The sequence below is a fragment of the Alteromonas sp. HB246098 genome, assembly GCF_054890645.1.
The window spans coordinates 1,317,200-1,338,376 of sequence record NZ_JBTZUG010000001.1; the positions used below are offsets into that span (position 1 = coordinate 1,317,200).

Annotated in this window: 19 protein-coding genes; 8 read left to right on the top strand and 11 right to left on the bottom strand. The window is 43.5% G+C overall.

Going from position 1 to position 21,177, the window contains the following annotated elements:
- Positions 1–707: 707 nt before the first annotated feature.
- The 4 genes from ACYTPF_RS05645 (at position 708) to ACYTPF_RS05660 (ending at position 3,520) form a co-directional block, all read left to right on the top strand.
- A complete protein-coding gene (locus ACYTPF_RS05645) occupies positions 708–836 on the top strand; it encodes a class IIb bacteriocin, lactobin A/cerein 7B family (RefSeq protein ID WP_461851467.1) in 129 nt (42 codons plus the stop codon).
- 23 nt (positions 837–859) lie between these two features.
- A complete protein-coding gene (locus ACYTPF_RS05650; RefSeq protein ID WP_179982514.1) occupies positions 860–1,003 on the top strand; it encodes a hypothetical protein in 144 nt (47 codons plus the stop codon).
- Between the two features lie 589 nt (positions 1,004–1,592).
- Positions 1,593–2,768: an MFS transporter gene (locus ACYTPF_RS05655; protein ID WP_461851468.1), complete on the top strand. Its 1,176-nt coding sequence runs from the start codon at positions 1,593–1,595 to the stop codon at positions 2,766–2,768.
- A 173-nt stretch (positions 2,769–2,941) separates the two neighbouring features.
- On the top strand, positions 2,942–3,520 hold the full coding sequence (locus tag ACYTPF_RS05660; RefSeq protein ID WP_461851469.1) for an outer membrane beta-barrel protein: 579 nt from the start codon (positions 2,942–2,944) through the stop codon (positions 3,518–3,520).
- A 155-nt stretch (positions 3,521–3,675) separates the two neighbouring features.
- Here the strand turns inward: ACYTPF_RS05660 and ACYTPF_RS05665 are convergent, their stop codons facing one another.
- The 4 genes from ACYTPF_RS05665 to ACYTPF_RS05680 all read right to left on the bottom strand — a co-directional run bounded on the left by ACYTPF_RS05665 (position 3,676) and on the right by ACYTPF_RS05680 (position 6,700).
- Positions 3,676–4,776 (bottom strand): mechanosensitive ion channel family protein, encoded by a 1,101-nt coding sequence (locus tag ACYTPF_RS05665; protein WP_461851470.1) that lies wholly within the window; start codon positions 4,774–4,776, stop codon positions 3,676–3,678.
- Positions 4,777–4,870: 94 nt separating this feature from the next.
- Positions 4,871–5,275 (bottom strand): hypothetical protein, encoded by a 405-nt coding sequence (locus tag ACYTPF_RS05670; protein WP_461851471.1) that lies wholly within the window; start codon positions 5,273–5,275, stop codon positions 4,871–4,873.
- A gap of 98 nt (positions 5,276–5,373) precedes the next feature.
- The gene (locus ACYTPF_RS05675) at positions 5,374–6,288 is read right to left on the bottom strand and encodes a PA2778 family cysteine peptidase (protein ID WP_461851472.1); all 915 of its coding nucleotides are present in this window, start codon (positions 6,286–6,288) and stop codon (positions 5,374–5,376) included.
- 31 nt (positions 6,289–6,319) lie between these two features.
- Entirely contained in the window at positions 6,320–6,700 is a 381-nt protein-coding gene (locus ACYTPF_RS05680) for a PA2779 family protein (protein WP_118490142.1), read from the bottom strand.
- A gap of 531 nt (positions 6,701–7,231) precedes the next feature.
- Between ACYTPF_RS05680 and ACYTPF_RS05685 the strand changes: the two genes are divergently transcribed.
- Entirely contained in the window at positions 7,232–8,824 is a 1,593-nt protein-coding gene (locus ACYTPF_RS05685) for an ABC-F family ATPase (RefSeq protein ID WP_461851473.1), read from the top strand.
- Between the two features lie 117 nt (positions 8,825–8,941).
- On the opposite strand, the gene ACYTPF_RS05690 is transcribed toward ACYTPF_RS05685, so the two are convergent.
- Positions 8,942–9,838 (bottom strand): hypothetical protein, encoded by an 897-nt coding sequence (locus ACYTPF_RS05690; RefSeq protein ID WP_461851474.1) that lies wholly within the window; start codon positions 9,836–9,838, stop codon positions 8,942–8,944.
- Positions 9,839–10,249: 411 nt separating this feature from the next.
- Here ACYTPF_RS05690 and ACYTPF_RS05695 point away from each other — a divergent pair, with 411 nt between their 5' ends.
- Complete coding sequence (locus ACYTPF_RS05695; protein WP_461851475.1) at positions 10,250–11,017, top strand: MipA/OmpV family protein; 768 nt, start codon at positions 10,250–10,252, stop codon at positions 11,015–11,017.
- A gap of 155 nt (positions 11,018–11,172) precedes the next feature.
- On the opposite strand, the gene ACYTPF_RS05700 is transcribed toward ACYTPF_RS05695, so the two are convergent.
- The 4 genes from ACYTPF_RS05700 to hutC all read right to left on the bottom strand — a co-directional run bounded on the left by ACYTPF_RS05700 (position 11,173) and on the right by hutC (position 15,969).
- Entirely contained in the window at positions 11,173–11,715 is a 543-nt protein-coding gene (locus ACYTPF_RS05700) for a CreA family protein (protein WP_179982502.1), read from the bottom strand.
- A 69-nt stretch (positions 11,716–11,784) separates the two neighbouring features.
- Positions 11,785–13,377 (bottom strand): histidine ammonia-lyase, encoded by a 1,593-nt coding sequence (gene hutH, locus ACYTPF_RS05705; protein WP_461851476.1) that lies wholly within the window; start codon positions 13,375–13,377, stop codon positions 11,785–11,787.
- Positions 13,378–13,379: 2 nt separating this feature from the next.
- Entirely contained in the window at positions 13,380–15,140 is a 1,761-nt protein-coding gene (gene hutU, locus ACYTPF_RS05710) for a urocanate hydratase (RefSeq protein WP_461851477.1), read from the bottom strand.
- A gap of 106 nt (positions 15,141–15,246) precedes the next feature.
- A complete protein-coding gene (hutC, locus tag ACYTPF_RS05715) occupies positions 15,247–15,969 on the bottom strand; it encodes a histidine utilization repressor (RefSeq protein WP_461851478.1) in 723 nt (240 codons plus the stop codon).
- A gap of 166 nt (positions 15,970–16,135) precedes the next feature.
- Between hutC and hutI the strand changes: the two genes are divergently transcribed.
- Both hutI and hutG read left to right on the top strand, forming a co-directional pair.
- Entirely contained in the window at positions 16,136–17,407 is a 1,272-nt protein-coding gene (gene hutI, locus ACYTPF_RS05720; RefSeq protein WP_461851479.1) for an imidazolonepropionase, read from the top strand.
- Positions 17,400–18,368: a formimidoylglutamase gene (gene hutG / locus ACYTPF_RS05725; protein WP_461851480.1), complete on the top strand. Its 969-nt coding sequence runs from the start codon at positions 17,400–17,402 to the stop codon at positions 18,366–18,368. The genes hutI and hutG overlap by 8 nt, the downstream gene beginning before the upstream one ends.
- A gap of 18 nt (positions 18,369–18,386) precedes the next feature.
- On the opposite strand, the gene sstT is transcribed toward hutG, so the two are convergent.
- Complete coding sequence (gene sstT, locus ACYTPF_RS05730) at positions 18,387–19,607, bottom strand: serine/threonine transporter SstT (protein WP_461851481.1); 1,221 nt, start codon at positions 19,605–19,607, stop codon at positions 18,387–18,389.
- A gap of 115 nt (positions 19,608–19,722) precedes the next feature.
- Positions 19,723–21,144, bottom strand: a complete 1,422-nt coding sequence (locus ACYTPF_RS05735) for a S41 family peptidase (RefSeq protein ID WP_461851482.1) — start codon at positions 21,142–21,144, stop codon at positions 19,723–19,725.
- Between the last annotated feature and the right edge of the window lie 33 nt (positions 21,145–21,177).

Sequence of the window (21,177 nt, forward strand, 5' to 3'; positions counted from 1 at the left end):
TCCCCTGTTCAAGTCAGGGTGGGGCCACCATTTTTCCTACTCTTCGACGATAGGGCTCTACCCCATAAACGGGGGATCAGCATTCACCTTACACGATTGATAACACCGGCTCTACCCCATAAACGGGGGATCAGCATTCACCTTACACTTCAGCTTGAGTCGGGTAAGTATAAGTTCTTAGTACAGCTCTACAATGGGGCAAACTGAGGGAAAATATGAAAAAGCGTTCTTAAAATGCTCCTCCTTCATTGGCTGAATTCAAGTTTGCGTGTTGCGCCTAAACTCTCGGATGCGTCGTCAAGTATTTGCTCTTATATGAATATTGATATCAGTAGCCAGTCACAAACTGGTAATGATAGCGTCGTTATAGGTGCCAATTGGTGTACCTGACATTGATGTTTCTCATGAGACCAAAAAATTTAACTGCAATTATCAAAATACTTAGTTTAGCTTATACAAGCATGGTTATTTCCCTACCCCAATGCCGTGACGCTAAATATAGTTAATTTAGCGACGTTTGGCTGCCACTGTATTTTTAACTCCCTCCACCGCTGTGGTGGCATATCTCATTACCGTTGGTCATCCTGAAAAGTGCAGTTTAGATCTAAGAAACATAAAAACAGTTACATGGGTCAGTTTAATCAAGCGAAAGATACTGCAATTATTGTTTTCGACCAATTCGGGTCGTTACTAAAGGAAAATGAATTATGGAAGAAATCAAAATAGAAGAGCTGCGTAACATTTCTGGCGGTTATTGGAACCAAATCGCAATCGCTGTAGCTATAGCAGATGCAGCATACGATTTTTATCAAGGTTATTCAGACCACAGAAAATAACACTCAACAATAAGGAAGTTAAAATGATTGAACTAAACACAACCCAAGTAGAATCAATATCTGGTGCTGGTTTTTTCTACGATTTAGGCGCATTTTTTGCTGAAGTTTCAAACGCAAGTGATGCAATTTATGCGCAGTACGGAAATACAAATAAAAATCACTGGTAAATGCAGTATCTAGGGGCGAAATGCCCCTTTTTTGGAGAGAAGAAAAAATGGAAAGGAAACACGCAAGTATTGGTTTTAACATTGCATCTGGAATATACCTACTAAGTGCTATATGGACTTATTTTGTAATAGGGGATAGGCAATTATATTTGTTAGAACTTCAAACTGCTTTACTTTTTGTGGTTACAGGCAAGTTATATGCACCTACTGAGGAAATAGTTTCCAAACAGAAAGATTAGCCGTTCAAATTGCACTTCTCTAAACAAAGATAATCGACGCTTCGGCTAGGCCCTATAATTCCACTATTTTTTTGTAGATTGTTTTCAAACTTTTCCGGAGGGCCTGAATGACTTTTTAATCAATGGCGTACAGCGGCTCATAAAGTTGATGAATAACTAGGTTAGGTATTGTGCAAAACCGGATCCCGCTCAATTTCTGCTTTAGAGAGTTTAAAAATATCTTTCCAGCCAATAATTCACAATGGTTCAGTTCACGGCTGCACCTTTATTAAAACTGTAATACCTCATCTGTAGCCTATCTTTATTATTAGTCTACTTTGTTACCGGTTTCTAATTAGATGAAGCACCCCATGTCGCGCCATGCGTTTTACTCGCTAACGGTTACCTTCACTATTTTGTCTGTTCTTGGCCAAGTCTCTACCAGCATTTATAGCCCCTTCTTTTTTGACTTAGCGACTATGTATGGCAGTCAGGTGAGCATAATTGAGCAGAGCGTAGCTGTGTTTTTAGTCGCCTTCTCACTTTCACAGTTAACCTCTGGCATAGTGTGCGACTACGTAAACAAGCAAAAATTTTTGTTCTGCGGAATTTTAGTATTTATTGCAGGTACACTTATGGTGGCGCTTGCCAGTGAAGAGTCTACTTTTCTTATAGGACGTGTGGTGCAAGGCTTAGGTGGGGGCGTTGGCGTATCAGTATCGCGAGGGCTGTCACGTCAAATATTTAGCGAAAAGCAGCTAAATACTTCACTTTCGCTCATCAATATTGCCTTTGCTATTGCCCCAGCAATAGCACCGCTAATAGGCACTATAATTGGCGAGTCATTGGGTATTTCCGCTATTTTTTATTTCGTGCTGTTAATGGGGCTACTCGCCCTATTTTTGCTATTCTCAGTTTCCAGCATTCTTAGACATTTTACGCCGCCAGTATCTGATAACGTTTTTAGTCATACGTTAGTACTTATAAAAAGCACAATAGTAAAGCTTGTTACAGTAGGCATGGCTAGCGGGCTTTTGTATGGCATTGTGTTTTGCTTCATTACCATCGCGCCCTCTATGGTAATGCAGCAGTTCGGGCTTTCTAAAACTCTGTTCTCGGTATACTCACTGCTAGCCACCTTGTCGTTCGTTGCAGGCAGCGTATTCAATATTCGGCGGACGTCTTTGTCGCCTTTGCAAAAGTTCAGGGTATCTAGTCTCTGTTTAGCGGCTCTTTCCGTACTTTTTGCTTTGACCGTTTTCTTGAGTTCCCAAAGTGGCTTAGTCAGTATTTTGGCTTACTGCTATGTCACGTTCTTTTTCATCGGTATCGCTATGCCCTGTAGCGTAACTATTATGCTGGGCTATTCTGAAACATCTGCTGGTTTTTTAGCTGCACTCACTGGTTTTTTCCATCTGACAGGGGCCGCCATAGGCGCTTACGCAGTGACGCTACTAACTCTAGGGCCTACCGAGGCTTTTAGTTTAGCGACTAGCGCGTTAAGTATTGCCAGTATCGCTATTTGCTTCACTTTGAAAAAGCTCTAATTGATCATTCTCCCGACAAGGTAATTACAATCACGCGTTAAAAACCGCGCTGGCTATAGCCAATAAACGAAAACTTCTTGTACTAACCTATTTGGTTTCTCAAAACTCATCCCCATAATGTTGAAGCTTCCAAAAGTGGTTGGAATTTTTTTGTTAAAAGGATATTAGAAACAATGAAACGTACTATTCTCGCCAGTATCTTTGGCGCGCTTTCTTTAAATGCATTCGCAGCTTCGCCTTCATATGACTTCGTTAAAGCTGGATATGTACAAGCAGATATTGAAGACGCAGGCGACTTCGAGCCAACAGGTTTTCAAATTCAGGGCTTTAAATCACTTAATGAAAATGTATACCTGACAGGTCGTTATGGTCAGTTAAGTGAAGACGAATATGGTGTTGACGGTGAACTTGACTATATCTCTGCAGGGGTTGGTTACCGCTATGGTTTAACTACAACAACTGACTTTTTTGGTGAGTTAACGTATGAGTATGTAGATGTTGACCTAGATTCAAGCTTTGCTTCTGCTGAAGCTGACGATAACGGCTATGGCATTACTGCCGGTATACGCTCAATGCTAACAGAGCAGTTTGAGCTTCGCGGTGCGATTCGCTATATCGACATTGAAGAAGATGATACTGCCTTTGAAATTGGCGCAGACTATTTCTTTACGCCGCAGTTTTCATTCGGTGCAACTTATGTCATCGCTGACGATGTAGACCTACTAGGTGTATCAGCGCGCTACACTTTCTAATACGCTAACAGTAAGAAGGCGTAATCGCATTAAAGCCACGTTTTCAAACGTGGCTTTTTTATGCTCAGAGGTTATTACCCTTTATTGATGAGATAACGCGGTACGAATCTGCAATTTGCAAAGTGCTACGTTAATACCATCAATTTTTCTCAGCCTCATGGCCTTGTATGCTCATGTGCTGTCGATAACCCATTAGCCGCGCCTTCTTGATCCATATTGAGCGCAGTAATTGGGAATGGTATTACAATACCCTCTTCATCAAACCGCTTTTTCAGCATTTTGATAAACGCACTTTTTATAAAGAAGCGATTAAAGTATTCACGGGTTCTCAGCATAACAGTTAAGTTAATACTCGAATTGTCGAAGGTGTGAAACAACACAAAAGGTTGGTAGGTTTCAACACCAAATTCATGCTGCTCTAAAATCGTATTGGCCACCTCTAAACAGACCTTTTCAACATGGTCTAAATCAGAGCTATAGTGCACGCCCACTTCAACGGGTACTGATAGTTCGCGTTCAGGATAATAGTAGTTAATTAATTTTGAATTAGAGAGCTTGCTGTTCGGCATAATAACAATGTTGTTAGGCAGCATTCTTACCCACGTAGAGCGCCACCCTATTTTCTCGACAAATCCTTGCTCCCCCGAATCCAGTTCAATAAAGTCGCCTATGCGAATGGGCTTATCCATTACTAGTTGAATGCCTGAAAAGAAATTTTCAAGCGTGGGCTGTAAGGCTAATGCTACTGCAAGAGACGTAATACCTAATGAAGCAACAATGGGCGTTATCGATACTCCCATTGTGCTTAATATGATTAAAATGGCGAGTACGGCAAACACTGCTCTTACTGCACCACCAGCAATAGCGCTGGTGTTTTTTACAATAGTTGATTGGTCGCGATAGCGACTTAAGGAATAGGTAACAAAGCGCTCGAAAAAAAGAAACAGGGTAATTATAAGACCTGCTTCAATAACAATAGTTAACGCCTCAATAGCCCTTTCATCTTCTATCTGAAATACTGAAACAATACTTTTCACTAACAGCAAAAAGATAACCCAAATAAGCAAATTAAGCGGGGCATTGAGTGATAGAACTAGCACGCGATAAATATCAGACATGCTGCTGCTTTCAGAACGCGCCTTGGCTTTCAAGCGCACCAATATAAGGCGCTTAATGATGAAAAGCACAATAACAACACCGACTAATCCGGCTATTGCAAGTACCTGCTTATTTTCAAGAAGTTGGGTGCTATCCACGGCTGACTATGCTCCTGCGTAAAAAGTATGGTGCTTTTATAATTAGCTATACGTTAATACGGGAAAGAAGACGCAAAAGATGCACCAATTGTTGCTAGGGATGTTTAGAAAGCTTTTGTTGATATTCGTTTGAAAGCCATTGAGAAGCTTCTTCATTATCCGTAAAAAACAAGTAATCCATTGAAGCAAGCTCTGGGATACGTTGATACATTATCCCGCGGATCACTGGTCCTTTGTATACATAGGCTTTTGCAACGAGCCCCATTTCGGGAAGACGATTAATAATGTGCTTAACCATATCAAACGCTTCGGGCGTAGCGCCTTCTACTTGGCTAATGTCGGCAAGTAAGGCAAAAGGCTTTCCCTTCAACCCCATAACTAATTTGAAAAGCTCTGCTCGATAGCTTTCGGCGCTACTTTCATTAAAAGTGCCATAAAGCTTAGTTGTAATAATCCCATTTGCGTGGGATATCGAAGCGTTGCTTAAATTCTTTGACATATACAACGTTAGTTTTTCTAAACCCTACTAAAGGATAGCTGAAAAAATAACGTTGGCATTGAATTCGTAAAGTTCTCACTAAGGTTCACTGAAAGTTGCTACTCTATTAGTGCTAGCAACCTGTCGTTATCTGGAAAGCGTGCAAGTGCTTGTTTAAGCACATCGTTTGCTGACTCAAGTCTATTGCCTTTACGCAATGCAATAACATAGTTATGCACATATGCTTGTTGATGTTGGCCTACGTCATATCCTTTTTCAAACCAGGTTATCGCCAGTTTGTTGTTGCCTTCGATATCAGGGTGTTCGAGATAATAATTAGCAATCAGAAAGTAGCTTAACCAATAAGAAGGCCAGGTCTGGGATGCGGTTTCTAAAAACGCTAGCGACTGCGCTTTGTCTCCTACTTTAAGCATATCGTAGGCTGCACTTACATAAGTAAAAGGCGTCATCTCAGAAGACGTCACTTTGGGAGGAACCGGAGCTAAATACCAGTAATTTCCTCTTGCCCAGGTTCGTTCAAAAAGCTCAAGCGACATTTCGTGATTAGGCGTAAGGCCCGTATGTAAAGTGACCGTTCCCCTATCACTATCGAACCCGATAACAACGGCGTAGTGCCACTGGGGTATTAATTGGATAGATAAATTTTGAAAAACAATCACCGGGATGTCTTCTTTAACTAACGACATAATGGACGATAATGTTCCTCGCTCAGTATATGGCAAGAAACCAAATTGTCGTGTGGCGCTAACCATTTCTAGCTGCAGACTCCCTTCTTTATTGGGAATGAACAACTTAGGCGCAATGTCGTTTGGTGAGGTACTTTTTCCATAGTAACCAAACACTTCAGAAAGTGTGGTAGGCCCGCAATAAAACTGTTCTTGGGGAAAAAACGGTACAGACTCAATAGTGTGGGAATCGGGCAATGAGGCGAGTCCCTCTTGCCTTAGTTTGTCAGCTTGAGGAGTGGACTGACAACCTGAAAGCAAAAGTAGAAGCGAAAGGCCTGCTAACATGCAGGCCTTTTTAGCTGAATTTATCATCCAATTAGCTGTTAACTGGACGAATAAATGGGTAAACGTCAGTTACACCAATGAGATCCAAAATTGCTATAATGGCAAGTACAGTCAGCACTGCGCCTACAACACCACCCGCTGGCGCTTGATTGATTTCATCATTTAGTTGCGCAATCTCGCTGTCGGTCATACCGTTGATTCTGGCAATAGCTTGGTTGCTATCTACACCTAAGCTCACTAGTTTACTCTGCACGTCTGAACGGTTGACCATGTCAATAAGCTGCTGCTTATTGTAGTGAGCGGCTTGAGTTTGCATTACAGAGTCTGAGCTAATTGCTTCTGCGTGAACACTACCAGACATTAGAACTGTTGCCGAAAAGCAACCAATCGCAATTTTTTTCAAAAACTTCATGATGTTTCCCTCTATAAAATGCACAGTTTTATTCTTCTTTTGCATTACCTATCGCACGGTAAACAAGAGTGAAATAAAACTTCGCACTGATTCAGCAGACGCGTTTGCAGTCTGCGGTTTATTTTCAATCGATAGATGCAGCAAGATTAAGACCAACTAATAAAGTCTATTGTTTATAATAGACAAGGCTCTACTTTTTTCATGCTAAAATAGTAGTTTAAGCGAACTCTTAGCACCAAGACGGATGAAAAATTTAATTCATTCCCTCCTGAATTAAGCATTCACCATGCAGTCACTTTTATGTAATATTTTCTTTATGATGGAATGATTTGCTCAACGTTAATATAGAGATTAGGCGGTAAACAAATACAACGCGTCACTCTTTCTTGTGAACCCCGTGCAAAAGCTGCTCAAAATTTCCTCGACATAAAGCGCTCAATTCCTTATAGTGCGCGCGCTTTTATATATTAGTGGAGCGATAAACGCTTTCACTACTATCTCTTCTCATCGTTTTACCCCTGGATACCTGTTTTGATTACCACCGCAAATATCACAATGCAGTTTGGCTCTAAGCCATTATTTGAAAATATTTCCGCAAAATTCGGCAACGGCAACCGATACGGCCTTATTGGCGCAAACGGTTGTGGTAAGTCTACCTTTATGAAAATTTTGAGCGGTAAACTTACGCCAACCTCGGGCAACGTCTCGATGGCACCGGGTACGAAGCTAGGTATATTAAGTCAGGACCAATTTGCGTTCGAAGAATACAGTGTGGTTGACACCGTGATCATGGGTGACCGTGAATTATGGGAAGTTAAGCAAGAGCGCGACGCCATTTACAGCAAGGCTGAAATGAGCGAAGAAGATGGTATGCGCGTAGCAGATTTAGAGACCCAGTTTGCCGAAATGGATGGCTATACAGCCGAATCCCGCGCCGGTGAAATTCTAACATCTGCTGGCATTGATGAAGATTATCACTTCGGTTTAATGAAAGAAGTGGCTCCAGGTAAAAAAGTACGTGTACTTTTAGCCCAAGCCCTATTTGCTGAGCCTGATATTCTGCTTTTAGACGAACCAACCAACAACTTAGATATCTACACTATCAGCTGGCTTGCAGAGGAACTTAATAAGCGTAAGTCGACTATGCTTATTATTTCGCACGACAGACACTTCTTAAACTCTGTGTGCACACATATGGCCGATATCGATTATGGTGAACTACGTGTTTACCCAGGTAACTACGACGATTACATTCAGGCAGCCATGCTAGTTCAAGAGCAGCTTCATGCAGAAAATGCTAAAAAATCAGCGGAAATTGAAGAGCTGCAAAGCTTCGTAGCGCGATTCTCTGCCAACGCGTCGAAAGCAAAACAAGCTACCTCGCGTGCACGTCGTCTAGAGAAAATTGAACTGGCTGAAGTAAAAGCGTCCAGCCGTCGTAAGCCTTATATTGTGTTTAAGCAGCACAAGAAACTTCACCGCCTTGCTATCACCCTTGAAGAACTGGGACATAGCTATCCAGACCTTCCGTTGTTCGACAACGCTAATTTATTGTTGGAAGCAGGGCAGCGCTTAGCCATAATCGGTGAAAATGGCGCAGGTAAAACTACGCTTTTAAAATGCCTAGTGAATGACATTGAGCCTACCGCTGGTAGCTATAAGTGGGCAGAAAATGCCGCAATCGGCTACATTCCGCAGGACAATGCCAAATACTTTGCTGAAGATATCACTATGTTTGAGTGGATGAGCCAATGGCGCAGTCCGAAACACGACGACCTTCAAATTAAGGGCATGTTAGGCCGTTTATTGTTTACTTCTGATGATTTCAATAAGCGTGTGCAGGTATGTTCTGGTGGTGAGAAAAACCGTTTATTGTTCGGAAAGCTTATGCTTGAAGACATCAACGTATTGGTAATGGACGAGCCTACCAACCACATGGATATGGAATCGATTGAAGCGCTAAACAATGCACTTTATAAGTTTGATGGCACAGTGATTTTCGTTAGCCACGACCGCGAGTTTGTTTCATCACTGGCTACCCAGATCATTGAAATAAAAGACAAACAGCTGAACCACTTCGACGGAAACTACGAAGAGTTTTTGGCCCATAAAGAAAACGCATAAGTAACGTAAAAAGGGGCGTAAAAATCACTAACGTTACCTACACGCTTTTTAGGTTTGGATGGTGAACCCCAAAAAAACGGGCACTTAATTAAGTGCCCGTTTTTGTTTTTTTATAATCTATTTATTGGAAAAGTACTTGGCCGCCGTTTCAGCTAAACGATCGAAGTAACTAATGATTGAATCTTTGATAGGCGCTAGCTCTTTTTCTGTCACTTCATCAAAATCTTCAGGTGGGACAAATTCTTCAATGCGCACGTTCTTCATTGCGTCATCTTGTAACTCTTTAAACAAAGGTTTCGACGCTATGTCTACGGGCTTGTCTAAGCTTTCAATGCTGATGTCAAAACTTGCAGACGCGATGTAATAATCGGTTCCCAAGAAGCTCCGCGTAAAAAGGCCGAAACCTTCACTTTGATGTTCTGAGCAACCATAAGTACCGCATTCTGTGATGGCTACTGTTGGTGCCTCTTGAACAATAATAATTTTTGTAACACCGTCAGCTAACAGCGATTTTCTAAGTGCATTTTGATTTTCATTAAAAGACCAACTATTGTCTTGCTTCACCACAAAATCTAGTTGCCATGCTCCTTTAACTTTGGGTGATACATCAACCACTTCAAAGCGGCTTGATTGCTCTATTGCTGCTTTAAGTTTAGTAAAAAGCGTAGATGCTATCTGCCAGTCGTATGCGTACTCTTTCGAGAAGTTATTAAACTTAGTCGTACCAACATGGGTGTGCGATGGGAATTCATTAGCATTGATGAAAACCCCTATCTTTTGCTTCGGTAATTCTGTCGGCTCATTAGCTTTATCTGCTTCGTCCTCGCTTGCTTGCTCTGAACCATCAACCTCTTTATCTAGCGCATCATTATTTGTTTGATCACCTGAACTTGATTTATCGACATTAATCTCGGTAGGAACACTTTCACTTGGCTCCACACCTCTTTGCGTTACACATCCTGTTGCCAGCATTGATATGGCAACCAGCACACTAAACTTTGTCACAAACTTCATAACACTTCCCTATTTCAAAGCTAATGAGCTTAATACTGAATTTAGACTATTCTGGTTTTGCACTAAACCTCTTCTCAGTTTATTACAAGCAATCTTCTCTATCGATAGAAAGTTACTTTAAGCATTCTCGCGCACAGTTTAACTTTCCAAATCGCTTTAAATTTGACTGTAACAAACAACCTTCACACTGCTTCCAGTGATTTCATTTTTCATAAAGGAAAAGCTAACAATAGAGGGGGATTATCGCCGCTACTGCAATAGTGAGTTAGTTGATTTAGTAGCCACTCATTTTGAGAAAGATATAGCCCTTTTGGATTACACCTTTGAATAAACACTGTACGTGAAGAGCAGGCAAAGAATTGATCGAACCTGAAGTTTAGGCTGTATTGTGATTAAAAAGGAAATTAATTAATGACTCTATTAAAGTGTTTAGGCTCAGTAAGCCTGTCAACATTACTCGTGTTCTCCTCCACCGTTTCTGCACAGCAGTCAGCAAGACCACAACAGCCTCAAGGCTGGATGTGGGGTTTTGGTGTTGCCGCATCTCAAGACGTTTATACCGACTTTGATAACCGTATTGTGCCTATTCCTATTATTGGCTACACAGGTGAAAAGCTTAGGGTTTACGGGCCATTCATAGGTTACGAGTTATTTAGAGAAAAGGGCCTCACCCTTGATGCCCAACTTGTGCCGGTATTTGCAGGTTATGAAGAAGATGACAGCGCCGTGTTTACCGGCATGGAAGATAGAGACTTTAGCTATGCGGCTGGCGTTGGCCTCAACTATAATGCGGGCAGCTGGGTATATTCATTATCAACCAATGCGGATATTTTGGGTAAGTTCGACGGCTATCAAGCGTCTGCTCGAATAGGCAAACAGTTTAGAGTAGATAACTTCATGATAGAGCCATCAGTCGGCGTTACCTACCAAGACAGTAATTATGTCGACTATTATTACGGTGTACGTCCCGAGGAAACTACTGCGTTTCGAAACACATATAACGGCGATAGCGCACTTAATACAGAAGTCCGCATTGCTGTTTCTACCCGCCAGTTTCTAGGCGGTATGACGCGTTTAGAGGTTGGCGCTACTTTCTTTGACGATAGCATTAGCGATAGCCCGCTAACCGACGATGACACTGCATTAAACGCCATGCTGGTTTACACGCGCTTTTTCTAAGCGATTGCCACCTTCTCACCAAAGATGTGTAAAGTTTCATAGCTGAGCTTCCTTTACTAGTACATAAACGCTATCACGCTTAGCATCAAAAGCTATGAACATCATCAAAAATGCCCTCACTTTCGAGGGCATTCGCGTTATTTACACGTTTGTATTTACGTTGACTTTTTGAAGGCAAGCGTCTCCCACAGGGGAACAGTAGACAAGCTATGTTTGTAACTTCCTGATGTTTCTTTAGTACTGTAAGATAAGTAAATCAGCGTCTTCGAGTCTGCATCATAAATTCGTCGAAGCTTCATATTTTTGAAAAACACGCTTTTAGATTTTTTGAATATCACTTCACCAGAATCTGACTTATCAATAGCCTCTAGCATCTCTGCTGTGATTGGGCCGGTTTGTCTGCACGCAATAGAGCTGTCTGATGGGTCAGACAAATCCAAATTCGCTTCAATACTTGAAATATGACAGGTAACGCCAGTGACAACAGGGTCTTGAAGCGCATCAATTTTGATATCTTTTGTGGTAAAGAGCCCAAGCGATACATCGCCAACTTCGCTATCACTACAGCCTGCTAATGTAAAAAGCGAAGCAGTGAGTAGCCCAAGTACAGAACCTTTGAAAGCGGTGCTTTTTATTGAAATCTTATTTGAAAAAGCACGGTGTTTTTTACGCTTCATCCAACGTCCGCTTGTTTTCATACCTTTATCGCCTCTATGCTAATTATAACCTTTTATGTACCTACTCGAATTACCGAGTCTGTGATCATTTTAGCCTAACAGGTTAAGCTGTATTTTATCCATAAGCGCATATTGTTTTATAAGTTGCTTGGCTTTTTCTATGTCTGGCGCGAAATAGCGGTCCTTGTCGTAAAAAGGCACCTGCTTTCTTAGTAGCTGCATTAATTTCTGCAGCTTTTCACTCGTTGTTAAGGGTTTTCTAAAATCTAAACCTTGGCAGGCCGCTAACCATTCAATGGCTAAAATGCCCGCTACGTTGTCAAAAATGTCTCTTAATCGCCTTGCCGCAAATGTCGCCATAGACACATGGTCTTCTTGGTTAGCAGACGTAGGCAAAGAATCAATGGATGCTGGGTGCGCCAAGGTTTTATTTTCACTAGCAAGTGCAGCACAGGTCACCTGCGCAATCATAAACCCTGAGTTTACCCCACCGTTTTCAACCAAAAATGGAGGCAAGCCGCTTAAGTGAGTATCTATCATTAGCGACATTCTGCGCTCTGACAGTGCGCCAATTTCAGACAGCGCTATAGCCAACATGTCTGCTGCCATCGCCACCGTTTCCGCATGAAAGTTTCCGCCAGACAAAATATCGCCAGCGGTCGCTTCGCTAACATTCGAACCATCACTGCTTTCAACAAAAACTAGCGGGTTATCGCTAACGCCATTCGCTTCAGTCACTAGAATATCTTGGGCGTATCGCATTTGCTGTAAACAGGCCCCCATTACTTGCGGCTGACAGCGCAGTGAATACGGATCTTGCACTTTTTCACATCTTTGGTGTGAGTTACCAATCTCTGAGGTATCTAACAATGCTCTAAACGCAGTCGCCACATCACACTGGCTTTTATGGCCTCGTACTTCGTGAATGCGCGGGTCGAAGGGCACCCGAGAACCTAACGCGGCTTCAACCGTGAGCGCACCAATACCGATAGCACTATGAAGCGCATTTTCAGTATAAAACAGCCCCTGAAGTGCAAACGCTGTTGATGCCTGTGTACCGTTTAACAGTGCCAAGCCCTCTTTGGGTGCCAACGCAATGGGCCGCATACCAGCTATTTCTAATGCTTTGGCCGCACTAATACGTTCTCCTTTGTAGAAGGCTTCCCCTTCTCCTAAAAGCACTACACTCATGTGTGCTAAAGGCGCTAAGTCTCCACTAGCCCCTACCGACCCTTTTTCAGGAATGGCAGGGTAAACCTGTGCGTTAAATAAGGTAATCAGCGCCTCTATTACGCTCAACCGAATGCCCGAATAACCCCGTGCTAGCGAATTAATCTTCAGCAGCATAAGTAAACGCACTGTATCTTCTTGCATAAAGTCACCGGTACCTGCCGCATGAGAAAGTACTATACTGCGCTGCAATAACTCCAGTTCATCGGCATCAATTCGCGTATTAGCCAATAACCCAAAGCCCGTGTTAATGCCGTACACGGTTCGATTTTCTTCTATGACGTTCAGCACTACTTGCTCGGCAGCGTTTATGGCAGGTATCGCACTTTCAACCAGCGACAAGTAAATATGGTTTCGATGCACTTCTCTTAACTGTTCTAGGGTCAGTGTGCCAGGAACAAGGGTTAGCTTTTGAACACCGTCTTGCTTAGTGAAAAAAGACGTCTGGGACATAACTACGCCTCCCCGCCTAAGTTTTGGTGTGAGCTATTTTGGTGTGAATGACAGCTAGAACTCGAACCTTCATTGCCAGCCCCTTGATTATTAGCCATGGAATTTACCATAGGAAGGTCAAGGTCGTGTTTGGCGGCACAATCTTTTGCAATGTCATAGCCAGCATCGGCATGACGCATTACGCCTGTAGCGGGGTCGTTATGAAGTACCCGAGCTATACGCTCGGCCGCGGCATCAGTACCGTCACAGACAATAACCACGCCGGAATGTTGGCTGAAGCCCATTCCTACGCCACCACCATGATGAAGGCTCACCCAAGTCGCACCACCTGCTGTGTTTAATAGCGCGTTTAATAACGGCCAGTCCGAAACCGCATCTGAACCATCGAGCATGGCCTCGGTTTCTCTATTTGGGGAAGCTACCGAACCAGAGTCGAGATGATCTCGACCAATCACTACTGGTGCGCTTAGCTCACCACGGCGCACCATTTCGTTAAAGGCCAGTCCAAGCTTTTGTCTTTCACCTAGTCCAACCCAACAAATGCGCGCAGGCAGGCCCTGGAACTGTATACGTTCTTTGGCCATGTCTAGCCAGTTATGTAGATGCGGATTATCGGGTATAAGCTCTTTAACTTTAGCGTCCGTTTTATAGATATCTTCTGGGTCGCCAGATAAAGCAGCCCATCTAAAGGGGCCAATACCCTGACAAAACAGCGGGCGAATATAAGCGGGTACAAAACCCGGGAAATCAAAAGCATGCTCAACGCCTTCTTCCAGAGCCATTTGCCTAATGTTGTTGCCATAATCGAGCGTTGCCGCGCCTGCCTGTTGAAAACCCAGCATGGCTTTAACCTGTAATGCCATCGACTGCTTCGCTTTTTTAATCACACAAGCTTCGTCTTTTGTACGCTGCGCTTCGGCTTGATCTAGCGTCCATCCAACCGGCAGATAGCCATTAAGCGGGTCGTGAGCACTGGTTTGATCGGTCACAACATCAGGAATGATCCCTTTCTCTAGCATATCGGGAAATACCTCAGCAGCATTGCCGAGCAAGCCTATAGAGACTGGTTTACCGTTTTGTTTGGCTTTCTCTAGTAGTTGTATCGCCTCTTCTAACGAATGGGCTTTTTTATCTAGATAGCCTGTGCGAATTCTGAAATCTATACGGGTTTCATCAACTTCCACTGCCACCATTGAAAAGCCAGCCATGGAAGCCGCAAGTGGCTGTGCTCCACCCATACCGCCTAAGCCGCCCGTCAAAATCCAGCGCCCTTCAGCATTACCCTCAAAATGGGTTTTAGCCACGCTCACAAAGGTTTCATACGTGCCTTGCACAATGCCTTGAGAGCCTATATATATCCACGACCCTGCCGTCATTTGCCCATACATCATCAAACCTTCTTTATCTAGAGCGTTAAAGTGCTCCCAATTCGCCCAGTGCGGAACAAGGTTAGAGTTAGCAATTAACACGCGAGGTGCGTTTTCATGGGTGGGAAAGACGCCAACAGGCTTACCTGATTGAACAAGTAATGTTTCGTCAGTATTTAAGCGCTTAAGCACTTCAACAATTTTGTCGTATGACGCCCAGTCTCGGGCCGCGCGCCCAATGCCGCCGTAAACTACCAAGTTTTGTGGATGTTCCGCCACGTCTGGATCCAGGTTATTCATCAACATGCGAAGCGGCGCTTCGGTTTGCCAACTCTTTGCGTTTAACGTACTGCCTCTTGGGGCACGAATTTCTCTTGTAGGGTCGAGGCGTTTCATAAACTTCTCCTAGGCGTCTTTTTCTTTTACTGAAATATTGTTGTTATAAGAAGCAGTAGCTTTATAAAAAGCGACTTCAGAGTTAGCGTCTTAGGCGCGTTTACACTTAAAACTCCAAGTGTCCTCCCAGTCGGTATCTACTGCCAGGGTGGAACAACACAGCGTGGCTAACCACAGCGGCTGACCCATTTTCATTCCCCGTCCCACGGGAAAATGTCCTTCGAGTAATCTTTAGGCAAGGCTCTTTAGGCTTTATCAGTAACGCTTGTGCAATATCTCTTTCAACAATTACAGCTTCTACGCTATGGTCCGCCTGTGAAAGGGGCGCGACTTGATTCAGATAAAAGTTTGCGGTTTGCGCTTTAAAATCCTTATCTAAGTAGTCGTTAATCCAAGCTGGATTAACCCACCTGTCTTCGTACTGAACGGGCAAGTTGTTCTCACAGTGAACGATAATGCTGTGAAATACAGGCTCTCCTACATCAACGGCTAGGCGCTGTGAAATAGCATCACTGGCAGGTGTAGTTTCAAGCACCAATATCTCGTTAGTGTATCTATGCCCCCGCCGCTCTATTTCATCGCGAATGCTTTTGATTTCAAGCATTGAGCTCATAGGGCGACTATCTGACACAAACGTGCCAATCCCCTGGCTGCGCATTAAAATGCCCTCGTCCACCATTTCACTTAACGCACGTCGTGCAGTCATTCGACTAACACCATGTTGCTGAGCAAGTTGGTTTTCTGAGGGCACTTGACTACCCGGCTTCATTACACCACTTTCAATAGCATCTAAAATTGCCGTTTTAATTACCCTGTATCGAGGTTGCATATCGTGGGTTCACAACTAAATTGTTAATAATATGCTAACAGCATACTTGTATATACAAGTATGCACAAGTACACTGATTTTTAAAATTTGCGCTATGTTTCAGTGATGGCACTGGGTAGAACTAGGCAAAGAGCTAGGCAATAGGTGACTTAAGGTGGAACACGTTATGGCTTATCAGTACGACTCGGTTATTTACAACGTTCGCATTGCATCTATGCAAAACAATGGGTTGCCTTATGGCGAATTACCTTCACATGCCATTGCTCTAAAGGACGGAAAAATTGCTGCACTAATTCCCTGCGACAATTCACTAAGCGACGTGCTTAAGCAAGCCAAAAACGTACTTGATGCCACTACGCTTATTTCTCAAGATGAAGGTGAAGATGAAGGAGCAAACGCCAAGCCCCCATGGTTATTGCCTGGATTCATCGATTGTCATACTCATCTAGTGTACGGCGGTAACCGCGCTGAAGAGTTTGAGATGCGTTTACAGGGCGCAAGTTACGTTGACATAGCCCAGCGAGGCGGCGGCATTAAAGGTACAGTGGAAAAAACGCGATGTGCTGATGAGCGCACTTTGCGTAATACAGCGATAAAGCGAGCAAAGCGACTATGCGAAGAAGGTGTTACCACCATTGAAGTAAAATCAGGATACGGATTAGACTTAGACACTGAAGCGCGTATGTTGCGTGTGGCTAAATCCCTTGAGCAACACCTTCCTGTGAATATTCAAACTACCTATTTAGGCGCCCACGCCCTGCCAAATGAATTTACTGATGACCCAGACGGGTATATTGATTTTATTTGCAATGAGGCACTTCCTCATATTGCTTCGCAAAAATTGGCTGACGCCGTTGATGTATTTTGTGAAACCATCGGCTTTTCAACTTCACAAACAGAACGTGTATTTTCCAGTGCACAAAAGCATGGCCTGCCAATTAAAGCTCATGTAGAGCAGCTTAGCGACAGTAAAGGTGCTATCTTGGCGGCTAAATACGGTGCACTATCAGTAGATCACATCGAATACTTAGCTGACAGCGATATCCCCTTACTTGCCCAAAGTGGTACCGTTGCCGTATTGCTTCCGGGCGCGTTTTATTATCTAAGTGAAGTGCAAAAGCCGCCGGTAAATGCACTTCGGGCCCACAATGTTCCAATGGCGATAGCGACAGACTTTAACCCTGGAAGTTCACCGTTAGCCTCTATACTTACCGCGATGAATATGAGTTGCGTGTTGTTTCAGTTAACCCCAGAAGAAGCAATTCGCGGCGCTACAGTGCATGCAGCGGGCGCACTTGGGCTACAAGACCGAGGTATTATCGATGTAGGAAGGCTGGCAGACTTCACCTTATGGGATGTCGAAACCCCCGCAGAGCTTACCTACTGTATTAATGGCCATCGCCCTATTGCCGTGTACAAGGAGGGGAAACATGTTTAGGTGGCAAGGCAGAATAGACAGTGAAGACGGCATTGAGGGCCTACGTTGGCATCAAAAAGTTAACGAACTTGAAGTGGGCGAAGATGATTCATTAGCCAACGCCGTTACCCTTGTTGGTTTTGAAAGTGATTTAGGTGTGGCATTTAACAAAGGCCGCGTAGGTGCAGCTGCTGGTCCAAACGCTATTCGCCAGGCGCTTGCAAATTTACCCTGGCACTGGCCAAGCGCATCATTAGCTGACTTAGGGAATGTTACCGCCAAGGAGAACTTAGCCCAGGCACAAACCCAATATGCCGACGCCATTTGTTATGCGCTCAAGCAAAGTGATGGATTGGTCATTGGGCTGGGAGGGGGACATGAAATTGCTTGGGGTAGCTATCAAGGCGTTTTCAATGCTAAGTCTAAAACATCTCGCATTGGTATTATTAATTTCGACGCCCATTTTGATTTAAGAAAACCTTCTCCCAACACCAGTTCAGGTACGCCGTTCAGGCAAGTGTATGAGCACTGCCAGTTACACGATACACCGTTTCATTATGCTTGTTTGGGCGTATCGAAAGCGGCTAATACACCAGCACTGTTTGACTTTGCTAACACATCTAACACGCGCTATTTAACCGACGTAGCATTAAGTGATGAATCGCTTTGTATGCAGCGAATAGATGAGCTGCTATCTCCCATGCTAAAAGACATCGATGAGCTTTACATCACGGTGTGTTTAGATGCATTTCCAGCAGCACAAGCACCTGGTGTTAGTGCTCCCAGCGCATTGGGTATTTCTCCGGCTCTTGTTATTAACACACTACACTATTTAGCACAGCACCAACTTACTTACGGGTATCAATGGAGACTGTGTGACATTGCGGAAATGAACCCCAATTATGATATTGATAGCCGTACAGCAAAGCTGGCTGCACGGCTAATTTTTGAGGCGGTAGATGCAATAAGTTCGCAAACCTGATGCGTTAAACATTTGCGTTTACTCGCCACCCGCCCTTTCACACGCAGCGGCGGTAAACAAGACATCGGTAGAGCTATTTAATGCGGTTTCAGCAGAGTCTTGCAATACGCCAACAATAAAGCCCACCGCGACCACCTGCATAGCCACTTCATTGGGTATATTAAACAGGCTACAGGCAAGCGGAATAAGCAATAGCGAACCGCCAGCAACGCCTGAACTTCCGCATGCTGATACCGCAGCGATAACGCTTAACAATACAGCAGTAGGGAAATCTACAGAAATTCCCAAGGTATTAACCGCAGCTAGCGTCAACACGGTAATTGTGATCGCAGCCCCAGCCATATTAATGGTGGCGCCTAACGGAATAGATACCGAATAGGTGTCTTCATCAAGCTTTAAACGTTTACACAGCGCCATGTTTACCGGAATATTCGCTGCCGAACTTCGGGTAAAAAATGCCGTAATGCCGCTTTCTTTCAGGCACTTGAACACCAAAGGATAGGGGTTCTTTTTCGTTGCTAAAAAGACTAACAGCGGGTTGGTTACAAGTGCGATAAATAACATTGCGCCAATGAGTACCGTTAATAAGTGGGAATAGCCAAGCAAAGCTTCGAAGCCTGTTGTAGCAATAGTGTTAGCTACCAAACCGAAAATACCAAATGGCGCAAGCCTGATAACAAAACTCACTACGGTTGTTACGCTATCTGCCATGTTTTGAAGTAGCGCTTTCGTTGCCTCGCTAGCATGACGTAGACCTAAACCTAGACCTACAGCCCACGTGAGAATACCAATGTAATTTCCATTTACTAATGCATTTACCGGATTATCCACCATGTTATAAAGCAAGGTGGTAAGCACTTCCGACACCCCTTTTGGTGCAGCTTGGCTAATGTCGGAGGTCACTAAACTTAAACTTGTGGGAAAAGCAAAGCTTGCTAATACGGCAGTTAGCGCAGCCAGTAACGTACCTAATAAATACAGTACTAGTACCGGTTTTATAAAAGTTTGCTCGTTTTGTTTGTGGTTAGCAATGGACGCCATGACCAAAACAAACACTAATAGAGGCGCTATCGCTTTAAGGGCCTTTACGAATAAACTCCCCAACAGCCCTGCAGATTGAGCAGCTGAAGGTGAAAAACTCGCTATCGCAATACCACATACAATACCGATGATAATTTGCAGTACCAAACTGCCATTCATGTAGCGCTGAAACAGGCTAGGGCGTGACGTTGAATCCATAAATGTTGGTCCATTATTATTTTTGACGACGCACCATAATGTAAAACCCCAGACAAATGAACCAGTTTGGTCTTAGTTACTCGCAAATAACCGTATGCTTGCCGTTTATAAGGGTTTACATGCCTTCAAGTATCTTTTGCGTATAAGACGTCCACTCGTAAATAGGAATCTCTTCGTCAATATAATAGTCTGGCTGAATGCCCACTCCATCAATGGCCATGTGGGGAATACGCAAACTTTTGGTTAAACTGTAATGCAAGGTAAAAGCACCGCTCGGCGAATTAGTTTGATACATATTAGAGATATCGAGCACACCCGCAGTGGTCTGCCCAAACAGCTTTACTTTCTTGCTTTGTTTAGCCGCCAGCAAGAACTGCTCAGCGGTGCTGCCATTACTTGAATCAACAAGTACGCCTATACTTTTTGGCAAGGGTTCAATTTTATCAAATGTCTCTACCGTTACATCTTCACCAATATTGATGTAGCTACCAATATGTTGCTGAAGAATGTCATATCCGTCTTTAGCCCACTGCTTTTCTTCTTCACTGAAATGAGGGTTTTGCAAAAAGCCGAGCATTCTAGAGTTGTTAAGCTCGGTAGATAGGTATTCCACGCCTACAGTGCGAATAGGGTTGGTGTATAAAATTGGTAGTAAAGAAGCATAGCTTGCATCACTACCACCACCGTTTCCCCGGATGTCGATGATGAGGTTTTCGGTTTTTATAATTGTGTCCAGGTGCTCAGCGATAACGGCGTCGATATCTTTTTTGAAGGCATGGTTGAAAGACGGTATGCGAACTAGCACTGTGTTCTCAGAAATTTTCTCAAATAGCGGGGCTTTTGCACTAAGTAGGCTTACATAACGCTTTACTTCAGGCGATGATTCTTGTCGCGGTTCCTGACGGGACATAACGATAAAGCTGTTTCCCAGTACCACATGATTATTACCCAAGAACATCATGTTATTTATTTGTCTTGCAGAGTGATCGCCCATAAAAAACGTTACTTTTGCGGCATTGTCGTCTTCAGGGTCGTTAACAATGAACTTTACTTGCCCTGCCTTCCATGACGGATTGGTACTTTCAACGATATAGCCTTTATGGACATTGCCTTCTTTTTTTAACGCAACCGTATAGCTGGAAAATTGCCAAATCCCCTCAAGAGGTTCATCACTTTTAGTTTCTAAATGCTGTTTAAATGCTGATAAGTCGAAATCATGTACTTTCGATTCGGTTACCGTTTCGTTTGAATTATTTGTATTTAGCGCAAGACCAATATGCCCCTTGCGAAAAAATTCAAGCCAGTCGATAAGTACTGTGTGGCATTGCGGTTCGTTCTTCGCGCTTTGTACCCGAGCCAAGATGGCATTGTTGTGGGCGGAATAAAGGTCCTGTCCTTTTTTCTCGACGCTATATTGAAAACCGGCATCGTTATTTTCGAACGTCTCTTTTAGCCATTTAAACTCACTTTCGCACTGAAAGGTACTACCAAACGAACAGAAAGAGGCGACAAGAGGAAATATTGCAAATCGTTTCACTATTTATGATGTCCATATCTACATTTAGGACGA